This is a genomic window from Haematospirillum sp. 15-248 (genome assembly GCF_012102665.1).
Taxonomy (GTDB): domain Bacteria; phylum Pseudomonadota; class Alphaproteobacteria; order Rhodospirillales; family Rhodospirillaceae; genus Haematospirillum.
In genome coordinates this window covers 127743-146506 of record NZ_JAAVTF010000002.1, presented here as the reverse complement: position 1 = coordinate 146506, position 18764 = coordinate 127743, and the positions used below count along the sequence as shown (strand labels likewise).

General features: G+C 56.3%; 6 protein-coding genes. All 6 read right to left on the bottom strand.

All coding sequences use genetic code 11. The features are described 5' to 3' along the window. Positions 1 to 36 precede the first annotated feature (36 nt). On the bottom strand, positions 37 to 3111 hold the full coding sequence (locus tag HEQ72_RS03630; RefSeq protein ID WP_168022587.1) for an alpha/beta fold hydrolase: 3075 nt from the start codon (positions 3109 to 3111) through the stop codon (positions 37 to 39). Next, entirely contained in the window at positions 3101 to 10117 is a 7017-nt protein-coding gene (locus HEQ72_RS03625) for an SDR family NAD(P)-dependent oxidoreductase (RefSeq protein ID WP_168022586.1), read from the bottom strand. Before HEQ72_RS03625 ends, HEQ72_RS03630 begins: the two co-directional genes overlap by 11 nt. A gap of 71 nt (positions 10118 to 10188) precedes the next feature. After that, positions 10189 to 10743, bottom strand: a complete 555-nt coding sequence (locus HEQ72_RS03620; protein ID WP_168022585.1) for an isochorismatase family protein — start codon at positions 10741 to 10743, stop codon at positions 10189 to 10191. Positions 10744 to 10755: 12 nt separating this feature from the next. Then, the gene (locus tag HEQ72_RS03615) at positions 10756 to 12174 is read right to left on the bottom strand and encodes an FAD-dependent oxidoreductase (RefSeq protein WP_168020229.1); all 1419 of its coding nucleotides are present in this window, start codon (positions 12172 to 12174) and stop codon (positions 10756 to 10758) included. 16 nt (positions 12175 to 12190) lie between these two features. After that, positions 12191 to 13060 carry an ACP S-malonyltransferase gene (locus HEQ72_RS03610; protein ID WP_272487518.1) on the bottom strand — a complete coding sequence of 290 codons (870 nt, stop codon included), beginning with the start codon at positions 13058 to 13060 and terminating at the stop codon, positions 12191 to 12193. A gap of 73 nt (positions 13061 to 13133) precedes the next feature. Further along, positions 13134 to 18764, bottom strand: a complete 5631-nt coding sequence (locus tag HEQ72_RS03605) for an SDR family NAD(P)-dependent oxidoreductase (RefSeq protein ID WP_168022584.1) — start codon at positions 18762 to 18764, stop codon at positions 13134 to 13136.

Here is an 18764-nt window from a genome sequence, read left to right as displayed (position 1 = left end):
CACCATACCTTGAAACAGCTCAGGCACCACAAGGCATCAACCTACGAACTCTCTATTCAGGAAACGAAGCAAGTGCGTATTAAAAAAACGGCTCGCCGTCAGGGGGATAAAATGTCCATGGCCCTTCACAACCAGCCTGGAAGCACCGGGAATGCAAGATAGCCTGCTGAATGCGGCATCATCAATCACACAATCATCCTGACCATGCGCCAGCAGTACCGGCATGGAAATCTTGCCAAGACCTGCATTGATATCAAAACGCACAAGCGCATTATAGTAATAACGCAATACATTCATTGATGCACCGGCACCAATCTTGGCAATAAGATCCTCTGCTCCGTCAAAGACCACCTCCAGAATATCCTTATGCGCATTCAACTCATCATGAAGATCCAAAGTATTATCAAATACATCCTCATTAAAACTGGGCGCAGTACTAACAAGTGTCAATGAACGCACCAAGTCAGGATGATTGATCGCAATCAGGCAGGACAAACACCCCCCAAGAGACCAGCCCACCAGATCAATGGCATCGTTCCTTGCCTGCTGTCCCATGAAAATCGCTATATCTTCCGCCAATTCTTCCAATGAAAACGTCGAGGCATCAAACGGGCACTCCTTGTGACCGGGATAGATGGGAATCAAAACCCGTCGGCCAGATTGTGCCAGCATTGCAATCTGCTGAGTCCAAGCCTCCGCACCGGTGTTCAGCGGTGGCGTCAGGACAATGGGTCTCCCCTCTCCGTAACTCAACCACTGTGCCATTGGGCCGGAAACAACCGGAGATGAACCCCTCCCCGGGGCCACCTCAGGACTTGTGCCACCGCCAGCGCCGTCATCAACTCCATATGCAACAATCGCAGCACCAAGATCAGCCAGCGTTCGGTACTTGAACAAGTCATGAGCCTGCAACCCGGGACAGCGTTCCCGATAGGGAGACAGCAGCTTCAGGGCGGACAGCGAGTCCAGCCCAAGGTCTTCAATCAACACGTCAACAGGCAGTTCATCACGTGAAAACCCAAGCAGCTCAGCGACCGCCACACGCAACGTTTCCACCAGCGCATCGGATGAAGGCTCCAATGAACGCATTACAGGATCAGCCACCTCATCCTGCGCATCCCCGTCAAGCCAATAGCGCCTGCCGTCAAAAGGATACACCGGTATCCTCACATCCGGATCCAGTGACGCAACCGGCAGTAACTGTGAGCGCACCTGCTCCTGTTTGCCTGCACACCAAAGCGTTACCAGTGACACCATGGCCTCTGACAGGGAGAGGCCGCACATGGCCAGAGGCACGTCTCGCAGGGCATCTCCTGCTCTCAGCTCCTGCACCAGCTGATCCAGTGCCAACCGGAGACCGGACATATCTGCGGCAACAACAACGCAATGCAATCCGTAACAGGGCCGACGCAGCAACAGCTGACTAACATCGTAAAGGACATCCTTGCCCAGCGCCGCAATGTCGTCCCGAAGCTGCATGACACTGGCAATCAAGCTGTTACGGCTTTGCGCCGAGAAACAGAACGGCAACGCCTCGCCTGCAGGCCGGGCAGGTACCTCCAGCATTGTCGCTGGTATCTTCTGTAACAGGACATGACCATTTGAGCCGGTAAAACCAAAGGCACTGACAGCGCACAGTGTCTTGTCTTTTGGCCACGGCAGGGGGTCTGGGTTCATGCGGAAACCGGCAAAGTCAATCAGCTCATTAGGCTTGCCGAGGAGTGGAAACGGCGGGATCGCCTCGTGACGGAAGCTCAGCAACACCTTTATAAGGCTGGCAAGTCCAGAACAAACCAGGGTATGGCCAATAACAGGCTTTACCGTTCCCAACAGGCAGGTATAGTCCTTCCCGCAGTCCCTGAACGCCCCGGTCAGCCCCCGCATCTCAATCGGGTCGCCCAGATGTGTACCGGTGCCATGGGTCTCTACATATGCCAGACCGTCAAGATTCACACCGTGGCGTTGATAAAGACCACGAATCAGCGCACTTTGCGACCGGGCATTCGGCGCCATCAATCCATTGCTTTTACCGTCATGATTCAGGCCGGTCGCAGCAATTGCCCCATATACACGCAGCCCGCGCACCCTGGCTTCTCCAAGGCGCATCAGAATGATCGCTGCACATCCCTCCGCCGGCGTAAAGCCATCTGCATCATTGCTGAAGGCCGCACAACGCCCCGTCGGGGATGACATACCGGAACGTTGCGCAAACCGGAACAGTTCCGGCGTACTGAAAACAGAAGCAGCGGCCACCACGGCCGCACCACACTGCCCCGCCTGGATATTGAGGCAGGCCTCATGCAGGGCGCTCAATGAAGAAGAACACGCCGTATCCAAGGTCAAGGACGGTCCGTTGAAATCATAAAAATATGAAATCCTGCCGGACAGGGTCGAGGCCGCATTACCAAGGAAGCTGTGCGTGCTGAACGCCTGCCCGGGCTGTCTTGCTACAACGAACTTATAGTCACCGGGAAGACTGGCCGCAAAGACCCCGCACTGTAGCTCCCGAAGCTCATCCGCACCCAGATAACTGTCATCAATGGCATGCTGTACCGACTGCATCAGCAGACGCTGCTGTGGGTCCATATAGCGGGCCTCATTAGGGGAGATTCTGAAAAAACCGGCGTCAAAAGAATCATGGCCGGTCAGGAATCCCCCCACGTACACTCCTCCGTCATCGTGCCACCCCCGACGCTCTGCCACCTTCAAGCGGGAAGCTCCGTCCATGATCGCATCCCAATAGGCATCCAGTCCGTCGCAGCCGGCAAACCGGGCCGCCATTCCCACCACAACGATGCGGTCATCATCGAGGCCCTCATCACCCAACACCGCTACGGTACCACGTGGTGTATCCGACCCGAACCCGCTCTGCCGCCATTTGTCTGCAAGACACCTGCCGACATGCACAGCCAGACCGTCGATGGTAACGCACTCGTAAAGATCTGTCGGCGTGACGGCAATATTGAAGCCATGGCTGATGAGCCTGCCCAGCTGCGCGGCCAGAATGGAATCTACCCCAAGAGATGCGATCTCCACATCCGTCCCGATATCATCAGATTCCGCCAGCAACGCTTCTGCAAACAGTGCAACAAGGCGCTCTTTAACGTCCATGACCCACCTTTTTCATCACGGCGCTGTCTGCCGCCTGTTCAAACCAATAAGGCTTCGTGTCAAAAACGTAGCCCGGCAAGTGCAAACGGCGACAACCGCTGCCCTTGAATAAAGGCGTCCAGTCAATCAAGGCACCCCGCTGATATTGCTTCAGGGCCTCCTGCATAACTTCCCCCCATTCGTTTTGAGCTGGATCAGGTACCCAGGAAGATGATTTACCGGCACACTTGGCTATGCTGTCTGGATCTGTAGCGCGTATGCGGGTTACGAGATCCTCGACGGAGGTAGCAATCCAGCTCAGGCGACAAGGAAAGGCTTCACGCCCGGTGTTCAGGGTAAAAGCAATATCCGCCAGCTCATGACCGGAGTCTTGAAGGCAGTCCAGAAGCCGTACACGCATCCCTTCCAGAGAATAAGGAGTACGCGCGCTCAACGTTATCAGCCAGCAAGGCCTTTTCACGCGTGGGGCCACAGATTGTTTCGGCTCTTCGGATATAATGACATGGGCGTTGGAACCACCAAAACCGAATGAACTGATGCCCGCCACTCTTGGAGCAGATGTCTCCCAGTCGCGATTCCGGCTCAACACGTAAAAAGGACCATCATCAAGATGGATCATTGGATTGAGCCGGCTGAAATGAATGTTCGCAGGCAATTGACGATGCTTTAGACAAAGCAGGACCTTCAACAGGGATGCCATTCCAGCGGCAGGCTCCAGATGGCCAATATTGGATTTCACTGCACCCAGCGCGATGCTGCCCTCGGCCCTGTTCGGGGCCAGGGAATGGAACGCCTGGTGCAGGGCATCAATTTCAATAGGGTCCCCAAGTTGGGTACCGGTACCGTGCGTCTCGATGTAGCTGACCCGATCAGCCAGCTCCGGGGTATAGGCCGTTTGCAACAACACGGCCTGCGCCTGTGGGTTCGGCGCTGTCAACGAATTCGCACGACCACCGTGGTTTTCCGCTGACGCCTCGATCACACCGTAAATGCTGTCAGCGTCTCTTTGTGCGTCAGCCAGACGCTTGATCACTACACACCCCACGCCTTCCGCCCGCACGTAACCATTGGCGCTTTCATCAAAGGTGGCACAACGCCAGTCCGGAGACAGAACCCCCATGCTTTGCGCGGCATCGCTGACAGCCGGATCAATCAGCAGGCTCACCGCCCCCACCAACGCCATGTCACATTCGTTCCCCTGCAAGGCCATCACCCCGCGATTGACTGCCACCAATGCACTGGAACACGCCGTATCAATGGTCTGGCTGGGGCCATTGAAATCAAACAGGTACGATACCCGGTTGGCCAGCATCGCATGAGCATTTCCGGTTGCCGCATAAGGGTGGGAACTTTGCCCCCAGGACTGCAGCAACGTCTGATAGTCATTGAACTGAACACCTGCAAACACACCGACGCGACTCAGGGCGGCAGGCTTATAGCCGGCATCGGCCAGGGCATTGTAGCTGGTCTGCAGGAAAAGGCGGTGTTGCGGATCCATCAACATCGCCTCACGGGCAGACAGACCAAAAAAACGGGCATCAAAATGCGTGATTCTATCAATGGTTCCTGCATGACAAGGAGTATCACCCCAACGCTCCACACGCCGGATTGCACTGCGGTTCTCTATCAGAAGATCCCAAAAGGAATCCAGATCCGCAGCACCCGGCATAATGCCGCTCATACCGACAATGGCAAAGCGTCCCTCTGCAGGGGATCGGCTGTCCCGTATAGAAACAAGCGTTGCAGGCACACGTTCCATGTGTGTCACCTTCTGGACAATCGATGGCGAGGCGCGGTCTGGAACAGGCTGTACGGAATCGCCGGAAACCACCGGAACCGCACCCTGTTGATGCAAATACTCGGCCAGACGGTGGATGTTGCCATAAGTAAACAAGGCATTGGGAGGGACCTGAACACCAAAGATCTTGCCTGTACCCTGCGCCAAGGTCTGTATCATGACGGAATTCAGGCCAAGGTCACCCCAGCTCCGGTCAATGCCGATATCCTCTTCCGGAAGCTGCGTCAGGGCCTTGACCAGATGGATCAGTCCTTCCTGCAGCTGTACCCCTGAGGCTGCAACGCGGTCATGGCCGTGGGTATGACCGGGATCATGAACTACGGGTGGATCATCCGACAAATCCACCGGGGATAATGCAAAATGCCTGCGTATTTTATTGTGGTCACCCACCAGCCCCATGACCTGATCGTGGTGATCGGGAACGCCATTGATCCAGGTGATGAAAAGCTCCGCCCCCCGGGACAGCGTCAGCGGAACAAACCCGTAATGACGACGCAGATAGTCCGCCAGGGCTTGATACTGCTCCATCCGGTTCTCGCTGTCCTGATCATCGATCCAGAGAGGCCAGTTGATGGACAACGTATGCCCCTTGCGCGCTCCCTGCCTGACCTTCCGGTTACGCTCTGCTGCAAACGCATCAAGAAAACGGTTAGCCGCTACATAGTCGCACTGTCCTACGTTCCCCATGATGCTGGACATGGAAGAAAACAGACAGAAGAAATCCAGATCCAGATGAGCTGTACAACGGTCCAGTTGCCGGGTTCCTTCCACCTTCGCCGACATGACCGCAGAAAAGTCGGCCAACGACTTGTTCTGGACCTGGGTATCCCTTAACACACCAGCAGACTGTATAACGCCATTCAGGCAGCCAAATTCTTGCAAAACACCCGTTACCACACGCTGCGCCTGAATAGGGTCAGCAATATCAGCCTGCTGATAGGACACCGCGCCTCCGGGCCATTGCTCCAGCCAGGCATCACGCTCCTGCGACAGGGAAGAACGCCCGACCAACACCACCCTGGCATTGTAATCCGCGTGAAGACGACAGGCGATTTCCCTACCGATCATCCCCATACCGCCACTGATCAAATACACACCCCCCTGGCGCAGACGCACACCACGGGTCAGTTCGACAGGATGCAGCGCCCGCTCCCGGCGCTCCCCTTCCCTGTATTCAACCTCCCTGGAATCTTCACCCGCCCCGGCAAGCTCGGTCAACAACCAACGCCAGTCTTCCATGTCAAGATCCGACGCAGGCTTCGCCAACTGGACCTGTCTGTAACAAATATCTGTATTTTCCAGCGCCAGAACCCTGAAAACACCGCCCATGGCAATGTTCTCCGGAGACTGTACAGGATCGTTGACATTCAATATGACACACGGACGCAAGCAGGCCTGCAGTGCCTTCGCCAAATGCAGTGCCTTTGCATCACTCCAGGCAACATTGAAATTTATCCAGTGGATCTCCTCCTGATGTTGCTCCTGCGTGATGTAATCCAGAGCCCGGGCCAGGTCTTCAGGATTGTCTGGGCGCAACGTCACTTCATTGTGACCAAAACATAACATCGCACCCGGATTGATACGCAGAACCTTCACATTGCCGATCATATGGGGCAAGGACTGCTCCGGTGAGGCCAGAACAACCACCGATGTCACACGTCGTAACGAGGTCGGCACGGCATGGCGCTGCCATAACGGAGCCAACAGAACGGAAGGCAGTGACGCGTGATCGTGCGCTGCAGGTATGACCGGCGTCGGACGAGGGTCTGCCTTCAGCGTCGGCGCCCAGTAAACATCACGGGCAAAAGGATAACCGGGCAGACCCCGAAGCAGCGATTTGACAGGAAAGCAGTCCGTAAAATCGGTGGCATCCCCCTGGAGATAGGCACGCATAAAAGGCGCAAACATGGTGCCCGCTGGAATATCGTCCATAGACGCATGGCCACGCTCCAACCTGTCGATCAATGCCGGTACAGACCCAACCACATGGCATTCCCGCTCGACATGATGTTGCCTGGCGCAACACAGCGTATAACTCAGACTGTATAAACAAACATGATCACGGGTGCGCAAATATGCCGCAAGCTGTTGCTTGACCCGCCGTAGTCCACTGCGGTTGGGAGCCGACAACACAATCAGATACTCTGCCTGCATCGGAGCTGTTACAGTCGCCCCCCCCGGAAGATACTGCTGGAGAATGGCATGGCCGTTGGATCCACCCGCTCCAAAAGAGCTGAGGCCGGCAAAACGCGTAACCCCACCCACCAGAGGCCAAGGTTGCTTTTCCCGCACAAGCCGAAATCGGGTTTGCTCAATATCCAGGTAAGGATTCTCGATGGTACAATGCAGGGTGGGGGCAAGCTGCCCATGAGAAAACTGTTGAACGACCTTGAACAGTCCCGCCATTGCCGCGGCAGATTCCAAGTGTCCGATGTTGCTTTTCACTGAACCAAGATAACAGGGAACCTCCTTGCCTTCCCCGTACGCACCCTGTAATGCCTGCAATTCAATGGGATCACCAAGCCCGGTACCGGTACCATGCGCCTCTACATAATTGACACAGGCAGGTTCCACGCCAGATTTACGCAATGCCTCCTGAATAACATGCTGTTGTGCCCGTACAGACGGAACCGTAAAGCTGCTGGTCCTTCCACCGGAGTTAATCGCTGTGGCACGTATAATGGCGTAGGGAATATCCTGATCACGAATAGCATCAGCGACGGATTTCAGCACCACCACCGCAACACCCTCGCCGGGAACATAGCCATCGGCGTCCACGCCAAAGGCATGACAGCGGCCACTGGGACTTAAAAACCGGCCTTGGGACAAAAGCCTGTATTTGCCGGGATGTGCCATGATGTTCACCCCACCGGCAAGAGCCATGCGGCACTCACCAAGACGCAAACTGTTACACGCCATATGCAGGGCCGTCAGGGACCCCGAACACATGGTGTCAATTGCCAGGCTGGGGCCTTGCAGGTCAAACGCATAAGAGACACGGTTGGCAATGGCGGCAAATGAACTGTCAACCACGCGTCCGGGAGCATCCAGATCCTGGTAATGGCCAAACATGGCGGCAACAAATACACCAACGTCCCGCCCCGGGGATATGAAGTAACCCGCATCTTCCAGTGCATGGTAACTGACGTGCAGGAAACGCCTTTCCTGGGGATCAAGCACTTCAGCATCCACCGGCGCAATGTTGAAAAACGCAGGATCGAATTCAGCAAACCCCTCTATAAAACCACCGTGACGACCATAAGTCGTCCCCGCCTGCCCGACCGAGGCTGAATAATCCTGCCGCCAATCCCAGCGCTCCCGTGGAATAACACGTATGGCATCTTTGCCATCAGCCAGTGAACGCCAAAATGCATCAATGGTCGCACCATTGGGAAATTCACCCGCCATGCCGACAATTGCGATGTCATCATCCCGATAAACAGCCGCCGCAAGATCTGCCTCTGCTTCCCGTGCGGGATCTTTATCCCGCGTCCGGCTGCGGTCAATCGCGTCAATATCGGTAGCAGGCGCAGCATGAAGCACATTCATCCAGGATTGCCCGGTATGTTGCCGGCCCGATGCCGGTTCTGCCGTTACACCATCTGCATCCGGCAAGCAGGCGTGCAACTGTGAACCCGCCCGCTCCAACACATAATCTGCCAGTTGTGCAATCGTAGGGCACTCGAACAAAATGGCACGACTGAGCTTGAACGTACCTCGGGACGACAGTTGTGCCGCAACGTCCGTACTGATCTGAATGCTGGCAACACTGTCAAGTCCCCTGTCCAGCATGTTTTCGTCGTCCTTCAGCGTTTTCAGTCCACTGTGACGACACACGATACCCTTGAGCCAACGACGCGTCCGTTCCACCAGTTTCCCGCGATCCATATCAACCAGTGGCACACAGGCAACACCATCAGGCTCGCTTCCCCGTTCCGGCACAGCCACATCACCACGCAGTACCGCCAGACTATCTACCTCGCCATCATAGATCACCAGATGACGTTCTTCCGCCACCAGGGCAGACAGCATGCGTCGGCAGGCTGTCTGCGGATCCATCGGAATCAGACCAGACCCGTCCAAGGGCATCTGCATCCCCTGCGAACGCCACAACCCCCAGGCAAAGCTATACCAGTTCGGGAACTGCTCCGATGCCCGTTCGACGAATTCGTTGGCGGCCCCGTATGCGCACTGTCCAACATTGCCGACAGTCGCTGTAAGAGAGCTGAAATTAACCACATAACGGGGTTGATAAGACTGCTGCAAAGCCGCAAGGTTCAGGGCCACCTCGACCTTGGCAAACAGCGTCCGGTGCAGGCGCTCCACGTTCAGATTGTGAAAAAGACAGTCATCAAGTATCCCCGCCAGATTAAATACCGCCTTGATTGGGCCAAATTCTTTCTGGATATGCACGAAGGCTGAATCCAGAGCACCATGGTCCGTGGCATCAACGCGCAGATAGCATCTCACACCACATACCTTCAGCATCTGTATCAACGCAGCATCCGGCACCTTGCGACCCAGCACGACCACATTGAGGCGACAGGCCGATTGCAAAACGCGGATCAGTTCCCGCCCGACGCCCCCCGCACCGCCAATCAGCACAACCGTGTCACCGTCATGCAACGGCATTGCCCCATCGGTACCCGGCCCAGCGGCAACCCATAACTCCCTGAACAGTCCCTCCTCCCCAAACCTCAAACGTTGCCCCGGCAAGGAAAGTGCGGCAGAAAGACAATCCGGCAACCCTGCACCGAGGGGGCCTGAAGGAATCCGCACCGAAGTAAGGACACAGCGCGGCATTTCCAGGCAGGCCGAACGCGCCAGTCCCTCGAACAGGGCGGACAGAACGTCCTGTTGTGTATGAAACGACACGATATGGACGGCGAGGTTCTGCGCGAATATCCAGCGCAGGAACTCAAGGCTGTAACGGCTGCAGGACATCCAGCTTTCCCGGTTCAATGATGCCATCGGCCGATCACGACCGGACATCACTGCAACAATATCCCGGCCAACACCGACACGTTCCAGCACCGCCTGCATATCCGCCTTGTCCGACATCTGGTCCAGGCGCAGAACCGCTGCCCCCATGGCGTATGCCGCTTCTGCTGCCTCAGCACTGTCTGTTGCCACCAGCACACGCCCAACCTCAATATCGCTGCCGGGGGGCATGGCAACCTGCAACTCTTCCCGTCTCAACATTTCCATTCGTACACCACTCCCATCATGCCTCGGAATCCCGGTCTTCCCGCACCGGGACATACGCCGTTCAAAAGCGGTCAACGAATGTAGCGACCATCCAGATATTTCATCGCCAGATTCAGGTAATTGGGGTACTCGGAATGCCGGATCAGTTCGAAAAAGAACATTTCCCGGGTAATCAGCTCGATACCACTCCGCCCAAGGCGCTGCAGCGCCGCCTCGTGATCGGTTCGGGACCGCGCGGAACATGTATCAGCCAGAAGAAACACCTTTTTCCCTTGCACTTGCAGACGGAACGCGGATTGCAGGATGCAGACGTGGGTTTCCGCTCCGGCCAGCACATAGTGATCCTGCCCGGCAGCCTCCACAGCCGTTGCTGCAACCGGCTCCTCCATGAAATCAAAGTGGGTTTTCTCCAGATAATCCGCCTTGCCCGCCACCTCGGTCAGGGACCGCGACAGTTTGCCAAGTTTCTTGTGCTCGATAATCCGGGTTGGTACCTGCAGGTCACAACACATATCTGCCAACCAGCAGCAGTCATTCAACAACTGGGTGCCATTCTGCAGCAAGGGAATCAAATCCAGCTGCATATTGAAAATGACCACAGACGCCTTCTCTTTTTGCAACAACATGGCCCGGCTCCCCTAGACGATCAGGTCCTTGATAAATTTGTGGGATTGCTCCTTGTGCAGGGACAAGGTCCTCGCAACACGGAAGATTGCATCACCCATCCAGGACACGACTGTCTCGCCCGGCGTATTGACACCCATAATGTCCTTGACAACCTTGAACTGCACGCAGGCCAAGGTGTTATTGCGGTATGGATAGGCCGCCCCCAGTCGATCTGCGACCACCATGGCCGACACAATGGCACCTTCGTGTCCTGTCAGACTGGTATCTGTTCCGCAGAACCACAGATTGTTGACGCCCTGTATCTCCCTGATACGGGTCTTGCGGCGGAAGTCGGCCGGCCTGAGCTTGGGCAGCTTCCATGCCTTCTTGCAAACGATGTATTCCGGCTTGATCGCAGCTTTGGGATCAAAGGTTACCAGCAGCGGCTTGTCCACGCCCTGGTACGGAGGCAGGACGTTGTTGACACGTGTGAGCGTTCCGTATTGTGTTTTCAGAGATCCGCTACCGAAGGCATCGGGCATTCGGAACTGGCAATAGTGCCCATCGCCCTGCGGGCTGACCCAGTGCCCGTCATGGTGCAGGTAACTCTTGACAGGAACATGCTCGAACCCACCAAGAATGTCCTGATACAACCGATCCGTTGTCACCAGCATGGACAGGGTTGTATCAGCATGGGTAGCAAATATCACGTGGTCAAAACACCGGCTTTTGCCGTTGAACTCCACCGTTACACCCGCCGGGGAAGGAATGACACGATCCACCTGCGTCCCCAGTTTTATCCGGTCTCCCAGTTCGTGGGCAATGCACTTCAAGTAAGCACTCATGCCGCCCTTGGCCTTACGCCAATAACCCGGTGAAAAGAACGAAAGCAGATTCATGTTAAAGGAGATGGCGACATACATCAGCGTATAGTCCAGCGAAGGAGCATTACAGCCGGAGTAAACTGTCATCAGAGGCACCAGCGCCTGATACCGGAATGCGTCCGAGTACCCTCTTTCGTCCAGATACTGACCGATGCTCATTTTCTTGTAGCGTTCATCCCCCGAACTCAGCACGGCTGCCATATCAAGATGGAACTGGTCAAACTCCTGCCGCAGTTCCGCAGCCAGGTCGCCCTTCCCGGTCATATTGTTCCAGAACCGTCCTTCTCCGGGAAACTCCACATGCATGGTCAACGGCGCCACATAGCTTTCGATACCGAAATGCTCCAGAAGCGCACACACATTCGGAGAAAGGCGCTCGTTGAAATACTCCACGCCCATATCGACATACCGGGTTCCCGCCTCTGTCTCGACAGGATAACTGTAAGCATGACCACCCAGATAATCGCTGGCTTCAAACAACGTAACCTTGTTGCTTTTGCCCAGCATCCATGCCGCCACCGCACCCGCGCCGCCACCGCCAATCACGGCAATATTATGTGTTTTCATTTTTTACCTCCATGCATCAAGCCGTTGCCTGCGTGGCAACTGCACCTGAAATTTTTGCATGCAGGTTGGCAAGAACCCGCCCCGGACCCAGCTCGACAAAATGCGCCTGCGGATAACGCCGCAACAGATGCTGGATGGTCCGCGACCAGCGCACTGGCTTCACCAGCTGGAACGCCATGTCTTCAATGAGGTGCTCGCCACCGATAACCTCGCCACTGGTGCTCGAGATCACGGTTTTCTGTGGTGGGTTGAGATCAAGCCCAAGCAGGAACTCTGTAAATTGCTCTCGACAAGGCTCCATGTAACGGGAATGAAATGCACCACTGACCGACAATGGCACGCAGCGGTACCCGTGCTGTTCCAACAAGGGGGCAAGCTGCTGCATACGCTCTTCCCTGCCGCTCAACACCACCTGTCCCGGCGCATTGTCATTGGCAACATCCACATCGAAGCAGTCCAGCTGGACCAACGTCTCCCGCACGGTGTCGGTATGATCCCCCAACACCGCCAGCATACCGCCCCCACCAATCGCCTGCATCAGCTCCCCACGTTTGGCAACAATGCCAAGCCCTGTCAGAAGGTCAAAAACCCCCGCTGCAAACAACGCTGGAAACAGCCCCAGACTGTGCCCCGTCAAACAGCCATCAAAGGGATCATCAAAATGGCGGCCAGCCCGCTCCAGGTAATCCAGGTAAGCCAGACAGCACACAAAATAAAGCGCCGGCTGGGTATACACTGTCTGGTTCAGGCGTCCATCACGGTCTTCCAGGCACAGGTCGGAAATCGAATAGCCCAGAATATCTTCTGCAGCACGGCACTGCGTCGGGTAACGGTCGAACATATCTCTCCCCATGCCTGGATGCTGCGATCCCTGGCCGGGAAACATTACGATTTCCATTGTTCCAGCACTTCCATTGCCATAGTTCATCAGGTGGCACCCGGACCCTCGGGCTCCTGCGTCAACCAAGATCAAAGATCTCGAACCGGGATTCCGGCCTTGCAGGTCCAGCATGCGTATCACCAGCCCCTTCTCCTGCGTTCGGACGCACGACCACGGACATCATATCTTCCAGCATGATCAGCACCTCTCCCCGCATATCTGTAAAATAGAAATCAAAACGCCTGGCCTTGCTGGCCTGCCCCGTCGTACGTTCCAGGCAATAGCCGTACACGGCTTCATTGTCCGGCAAACGTTTCACCACCAAACGGCCAAGATGACAGGGCATAAAGACCGCTGTTCCGTCACGTCCCGCATCCACCGGAACCAGAATCGCCAGCTGCAGACCAGCATCCAGCAGCGCAGGTGACACCAGCTGCCCCCAGTCATGGTCAACCTGCAAAAAGGCCCGGACCAAACCCGGACGGACCTGCGCCCAGCGAATGCCCTGCAGGGGAGCCCCATAGTCATAGCCACGCTGCCTGAACCCCGCATAGATCTCTGCCCGGGATAAACGGGAACCACCGCATACCGCTTCCAGGGTATTTTCCATACCCGTACGCGCAAGGACAGCCGCAATGTTCGCAGGAGCCTCCTCATTCCGGGTGCGCTCTGCACTGCAATACCGGGTATACCCGTCCCGTCCGACAAAGAACGTACGGTCTCCCTCTTCAACCATGTCCACCAGCTGTGGATCGGTAATCCTGTCTTGCCACATAATGTCGGCAAAACCACCACCATCAAGACGTCCGCACAGGTTCGACAGGGTCCAGGCGGCCGGCGCCATGACCTGACCATTGATACGATGAGCCTGTATCAAGGAACGGAAACCCTTGAAGCCGGACTCAACAGAATCAATCCAGTGGCGATGACGGATGAACACATATTCCGGAACCGGCACCAAACACCGCTGTGGATAGAACTCGTCCCAGGGTAGATCCTGTCCGGCCTCGTACAGTGCCGCAACATACCCGGCATTGTCACCGGTCAGCTGTTGCGGCGGCTGCCCCGAAACCTCTTCCCGCGGCAAGGCCGAAGATATTTGCAGATCCTGCCCCAACTGCTGGATCAGCCCGGCCTGGTCATGACATACCAATGCACGACGGAACCGGTTGTGATCACGCGCACACGCCAGCGTGCAGGCCAACGCATACATGTCTACCTGCCGGTGGGACAGCCACTCATGCAAACAGTCCAGCGTTTGTTGCAATCCCGCGCTGCAGTGATGGGACAGTGGAATAACATACACATCCTGTCCCGTTACCATCGGCACCGGCGCCCGGGGCACCCCCTGGATCACGACATGGGCATTGCCACCGCCTGCGCCGAATGAACTGACTGCAGACATGCGCGGTACATCTGGATCCCACGCACCCCGGTCCCTGTTCAGCAAAAACGGGGTACGGGTAAAGTCCAGATGGGGATTGGTTTGCTCCGCATGCAGCGAGGGAACCCACTCGCCGTGATACATCTGCAAAACCGCTTTCAATACACCACAAAGGCCAGCAGCCGATTCCAGATGCCCCACATTTGACTTGACCGACCCCAGACGAATACTCTGGCACGCTGCCTCGGCATAACCCCTACTCAACGCACGCAGTTCAACAGGGTCACCCAGTTCCGTACCGGTACCGTGCGCCTCCACATAACCAAGATCCCGGGCAGAAACACCAGCTGCCCGCAGGGCCTTGTCAATCAACGCCGCCTGTGCATCCGGGTTCGGTGCCGTGTACCCGTTGGAGCGACCGCCGGCGTTGATAGCCGATCCCTTGATAAAGGCATAAATCCGGTCATTGTCACGCATGGCGTCCTCTGCCCGCTTCACCACCAGGCACACCACGCCCTCGCCATCGACAAAACCATCCGCATTGGCACCAAAAGGCTTGCACCGACCACTTCTGGAAAGCATATGCAAGCCGCACAGCAACTCATAATGACGGGGGTGCGTGACAAGATTCACTCCTCCCACCACCGCCTGGTCACAATCCCCGCTTCTCAATGACTGGCAGGCAAGGTGCAGGGCTGTCAGCGACGCCGAACAAGCCGTATCCACCGCCATGCTTGGACCACGCCAGTCAAAAGAATAGGAGGCGCGATTAGCCATGGACCAGAACAGCGACGTCGCAGGTGCTGTCGTTGCATGCGCCGGCGTGTGCCAAGCATAATCACCGTTCATGACACCAACGAATACAGCTGTGTCGCTACCCGCCCACTGCCTGCGGGAATACCCTGCATCCAGCACTGCACGATAGATCTGCTCCATCAGGATTCGCTCCTGCGGATCCATCCTGGCCGCTTCATTGGGCATCAGATTAAAGAAAACGTGATCGAATGCGTCCACGTCATCGATGAAGGCACCGCGATTGGTATAACTGCCACGACCATTCCGGGGGACGTCAGCAAGGAACCCGTCCTGATTCCAACGCTCTGCCGGAATCACATCCGTACAGTCACGACCATTGCGCAGATTGTCCCAGAAATGCGCCACGTCCTGCGCCTTTGGCAATCGGGCGGCCATACCGATAATGGCGATATCACCACGACGCCACGACGGCATCTGCGAATCACCGGAAGCTGACCACAGGCACCGCCCCTGCCCGTCAGCCCCATCGTCACCTTCGTCTGAACCGGTATCGAGAACCGGCATGGGTGCGCCCCCGGATCCCGTACCGGAAGCAGATGACAACGTTGCCAGATACTCTGACAGCAACCGCAGACACGGATATTCAAACAGGACTGTTGCCGGCAGATAGCCAAATCGCTCCTTCAGCGGGCGGAGCAATTCCAGTGAAATAATGGAGTCAACGCCATACTCATAAAACGGCGTTTCCGCATCAATTTCCTCCGGTGCCATCATCATGGTATCTGCAATGACAGCACGGACCTGACGCATGATTTCCATCAAACTGCCACGGCCCGGTGATGACGGTGCGGCGTACTCCCCGGCCGGGACAAGACCTGGTGCCTCGTCCGTATCCACTTCGTGCCAAGCCAGCCCTGACTCCAGCACATACTGCGCAAGTTGCCGGACTGTGGGATACTCAAACAGGATCGTGGCAGGCAGATATCCTGTTCTCGCCTTGATCGGCTTCAGGAGCTCCATGGAAATGAGAGAGTCAATGCCCATCTCGCTGAAGGGCATGTCACACTCGATCTCGCCGGGATCGAACTGCAACACGTCGGCAATGGTCTGGCGCAAAAAGTCTTCTATGGACACCAGGCTGGCACGCTTCTCCTGCGGTGCAGAACCCGCCGCGACCACACCGGCCTGAAGCACTTCGGGGCGGGAGGACGGCGTCTGCGGATCTTCCAGACGGCACGGCGCACCCTGTTGCACAACGGTTCCCGCAAACCCCACAAGCACCTGCTGGTCTTCACCGCCATGGGCATCCACGTCCTGAAATCCGGCTTCCAGGATCAGACGCCGCCAGCTGTCTCCGGACAACAAGGGACTGTCAGGAATACGGTACGGGTCCTGGCTCAACCACCAGCCATCCGTAAGGCCAAAGGTCAGTGTCGCGTAATCCTGGCAGGACGTAATCTCGTTCAGTACAAATATGCCGTCATCGCTTAACAGAGCACGAACCTGGCGCAGGCTTTCCGGCAGGTTCGTGGTGGCATGTATGGCGTTGGTGGCAATGACAACATCAAAAACATCCCCGAATACAGGTGGTTTTTCGATGTCGCAGATCTTGTATTCCACAAAGGGATACGCAGAAAACTGTTTCCTGGCCTTGTTCAAGAATGCAAACGACAGGTCTGTAAAGGTATAGCTGACATGGCCCGGCACCAGCTCCGGCAAGACAAACCGGGTTGTGCTGCCAGTACCTGCACCGATCTCGATAATGCGTAAAGGACGCCCGACACGTGCCTTCTGATAGTTGGACACAATTCTGGCAACAACCTTATTAAAGTAATCTGCAATCGGATTGCCGCGATACACAGGCTCGACCAGATCAAAGCAACCATCGGGGAAAAGAACGCCAAGTGGGTCAATGTCACCGCGCAAAACAGCAGGCAAATTCTGTATGCACTGGTCCAGCAGCCGAACATGTCCTTCAAGCTCTGGATAGCGCCGTATAGCATCCGCGCAACACGACACAGCATCGGCACTGATGCTTCCAAGCGCCGCCACCAGCTTGTCAAACTTTGGCTCTACACGTTCCGGCATGCGAACCTGGCTCAAGCTCCAGCGCGCATAGTCCTGCAGTGCGGCAGACATCGCCTTGTTGCGCACTACCAACGCATCGTCCGCACTGTAAGGTGGAATCAAGGCAGCCCCGTTCACGGCAGGTGTCTGCATAGAGGGATGAGGCGTGATACGCAAACGTTCCAATGCTGCATCAGATGCCTTCACAACAGTAATCTGCCTGCAATCCGTCACCAGAAAGCGCTCGATGATGGCAAGCCCCTCATCCGCTTCAATGGAACCAATCTGCAACTTCCTCATACGTTCCCGGTATCGTTCGGTGGCCACCACACCCACAGAACCCCAATATCCCCAATTGATAACTTTGCTGTTGATCATCAATCCATTGTGCAACACATCTGCGAAAGCATCCTTGGCCACACAGGCTGCGGTGTAGTTCCCCTGACCGGGGTTGGCGATGTAGGATTGTATGGACGAGAAAAACAGGCAGAAATCCAGCGCCCTGCCCTTCAATACACGTGCCAGGTTGTATGCCCCGTGTACCTTGGGTCGCAACACGTTGAACAGGGTCTCTTCCGACATGGCTGCCAGCGACGCATCTTCCAGCACCAAAGCAGAATGCACCACGCCGTGAATGACAGCATACTGGTCCATAACAGCCTGCAACGATGCACGGTCACCAAGATCGACAGAATGATAAGCCGCCCCGGAAGCCCCCAGGTCACGCAACCGCGCCAGCAGATTGCGCGCCTCCGCACGACGCCCGAGAAGAACAAGTTTTGCCTGATAGCGAGCTGCCAGATACTCCGCCAGCATGCTCCCCAAGCCACCGGCACCACCAAGAATGACATAGGTTCCCTGTTGCCGGAAAGCAGACCGCTCAGGCCATGGGCTCAGGGTCACAGGTTTCATCACAGGCTCGCCGTACCGGCCGTGGGCAATGCATACCGGCACACCGGGCAAGGTTGGAAGTGGCACACGCAGCATTTTCCAGAGGGTATCCGGTGTCAGCTTCTGTAGCGAGAAACTGCGCACGGTCCACTCCGGACGCTCCCTGGCCAAGGTTTGCACCAAACCGACATAAACCCCGTCCACCGGATGAGTGACACTCTCGAACAACGGGCTGGCAACCGCCTTGTCTGTGAATACATCCAACGTGACCACAGGCTTTTCAGACAGCGCCTTGATCAGATGGAAGAAGGCCCGGATGTCCTCGTCCGGCACAGCCGCACGCCAAGGCGTACAGGTGACAAAGCATAAATTCGGGGATACATGGCCATCGACAGCCCGCGCCAGATCATCAATAGACTGCCGGTTCAGAAGACAGACTTCGGTACGGGGGAAACGATCGACAAGATCCCGGTACAGTGATGACTGCGAAGGCGGAACAACAAGAATGCGGGGTACATCCATCCCGGACGCAGCAGCCAGGGGCAGACTCGTCCACTCAGGGGAAAACACCAGCGAATCAACAGCTGCCTGAGGAACTCCGGGAAACTTCAT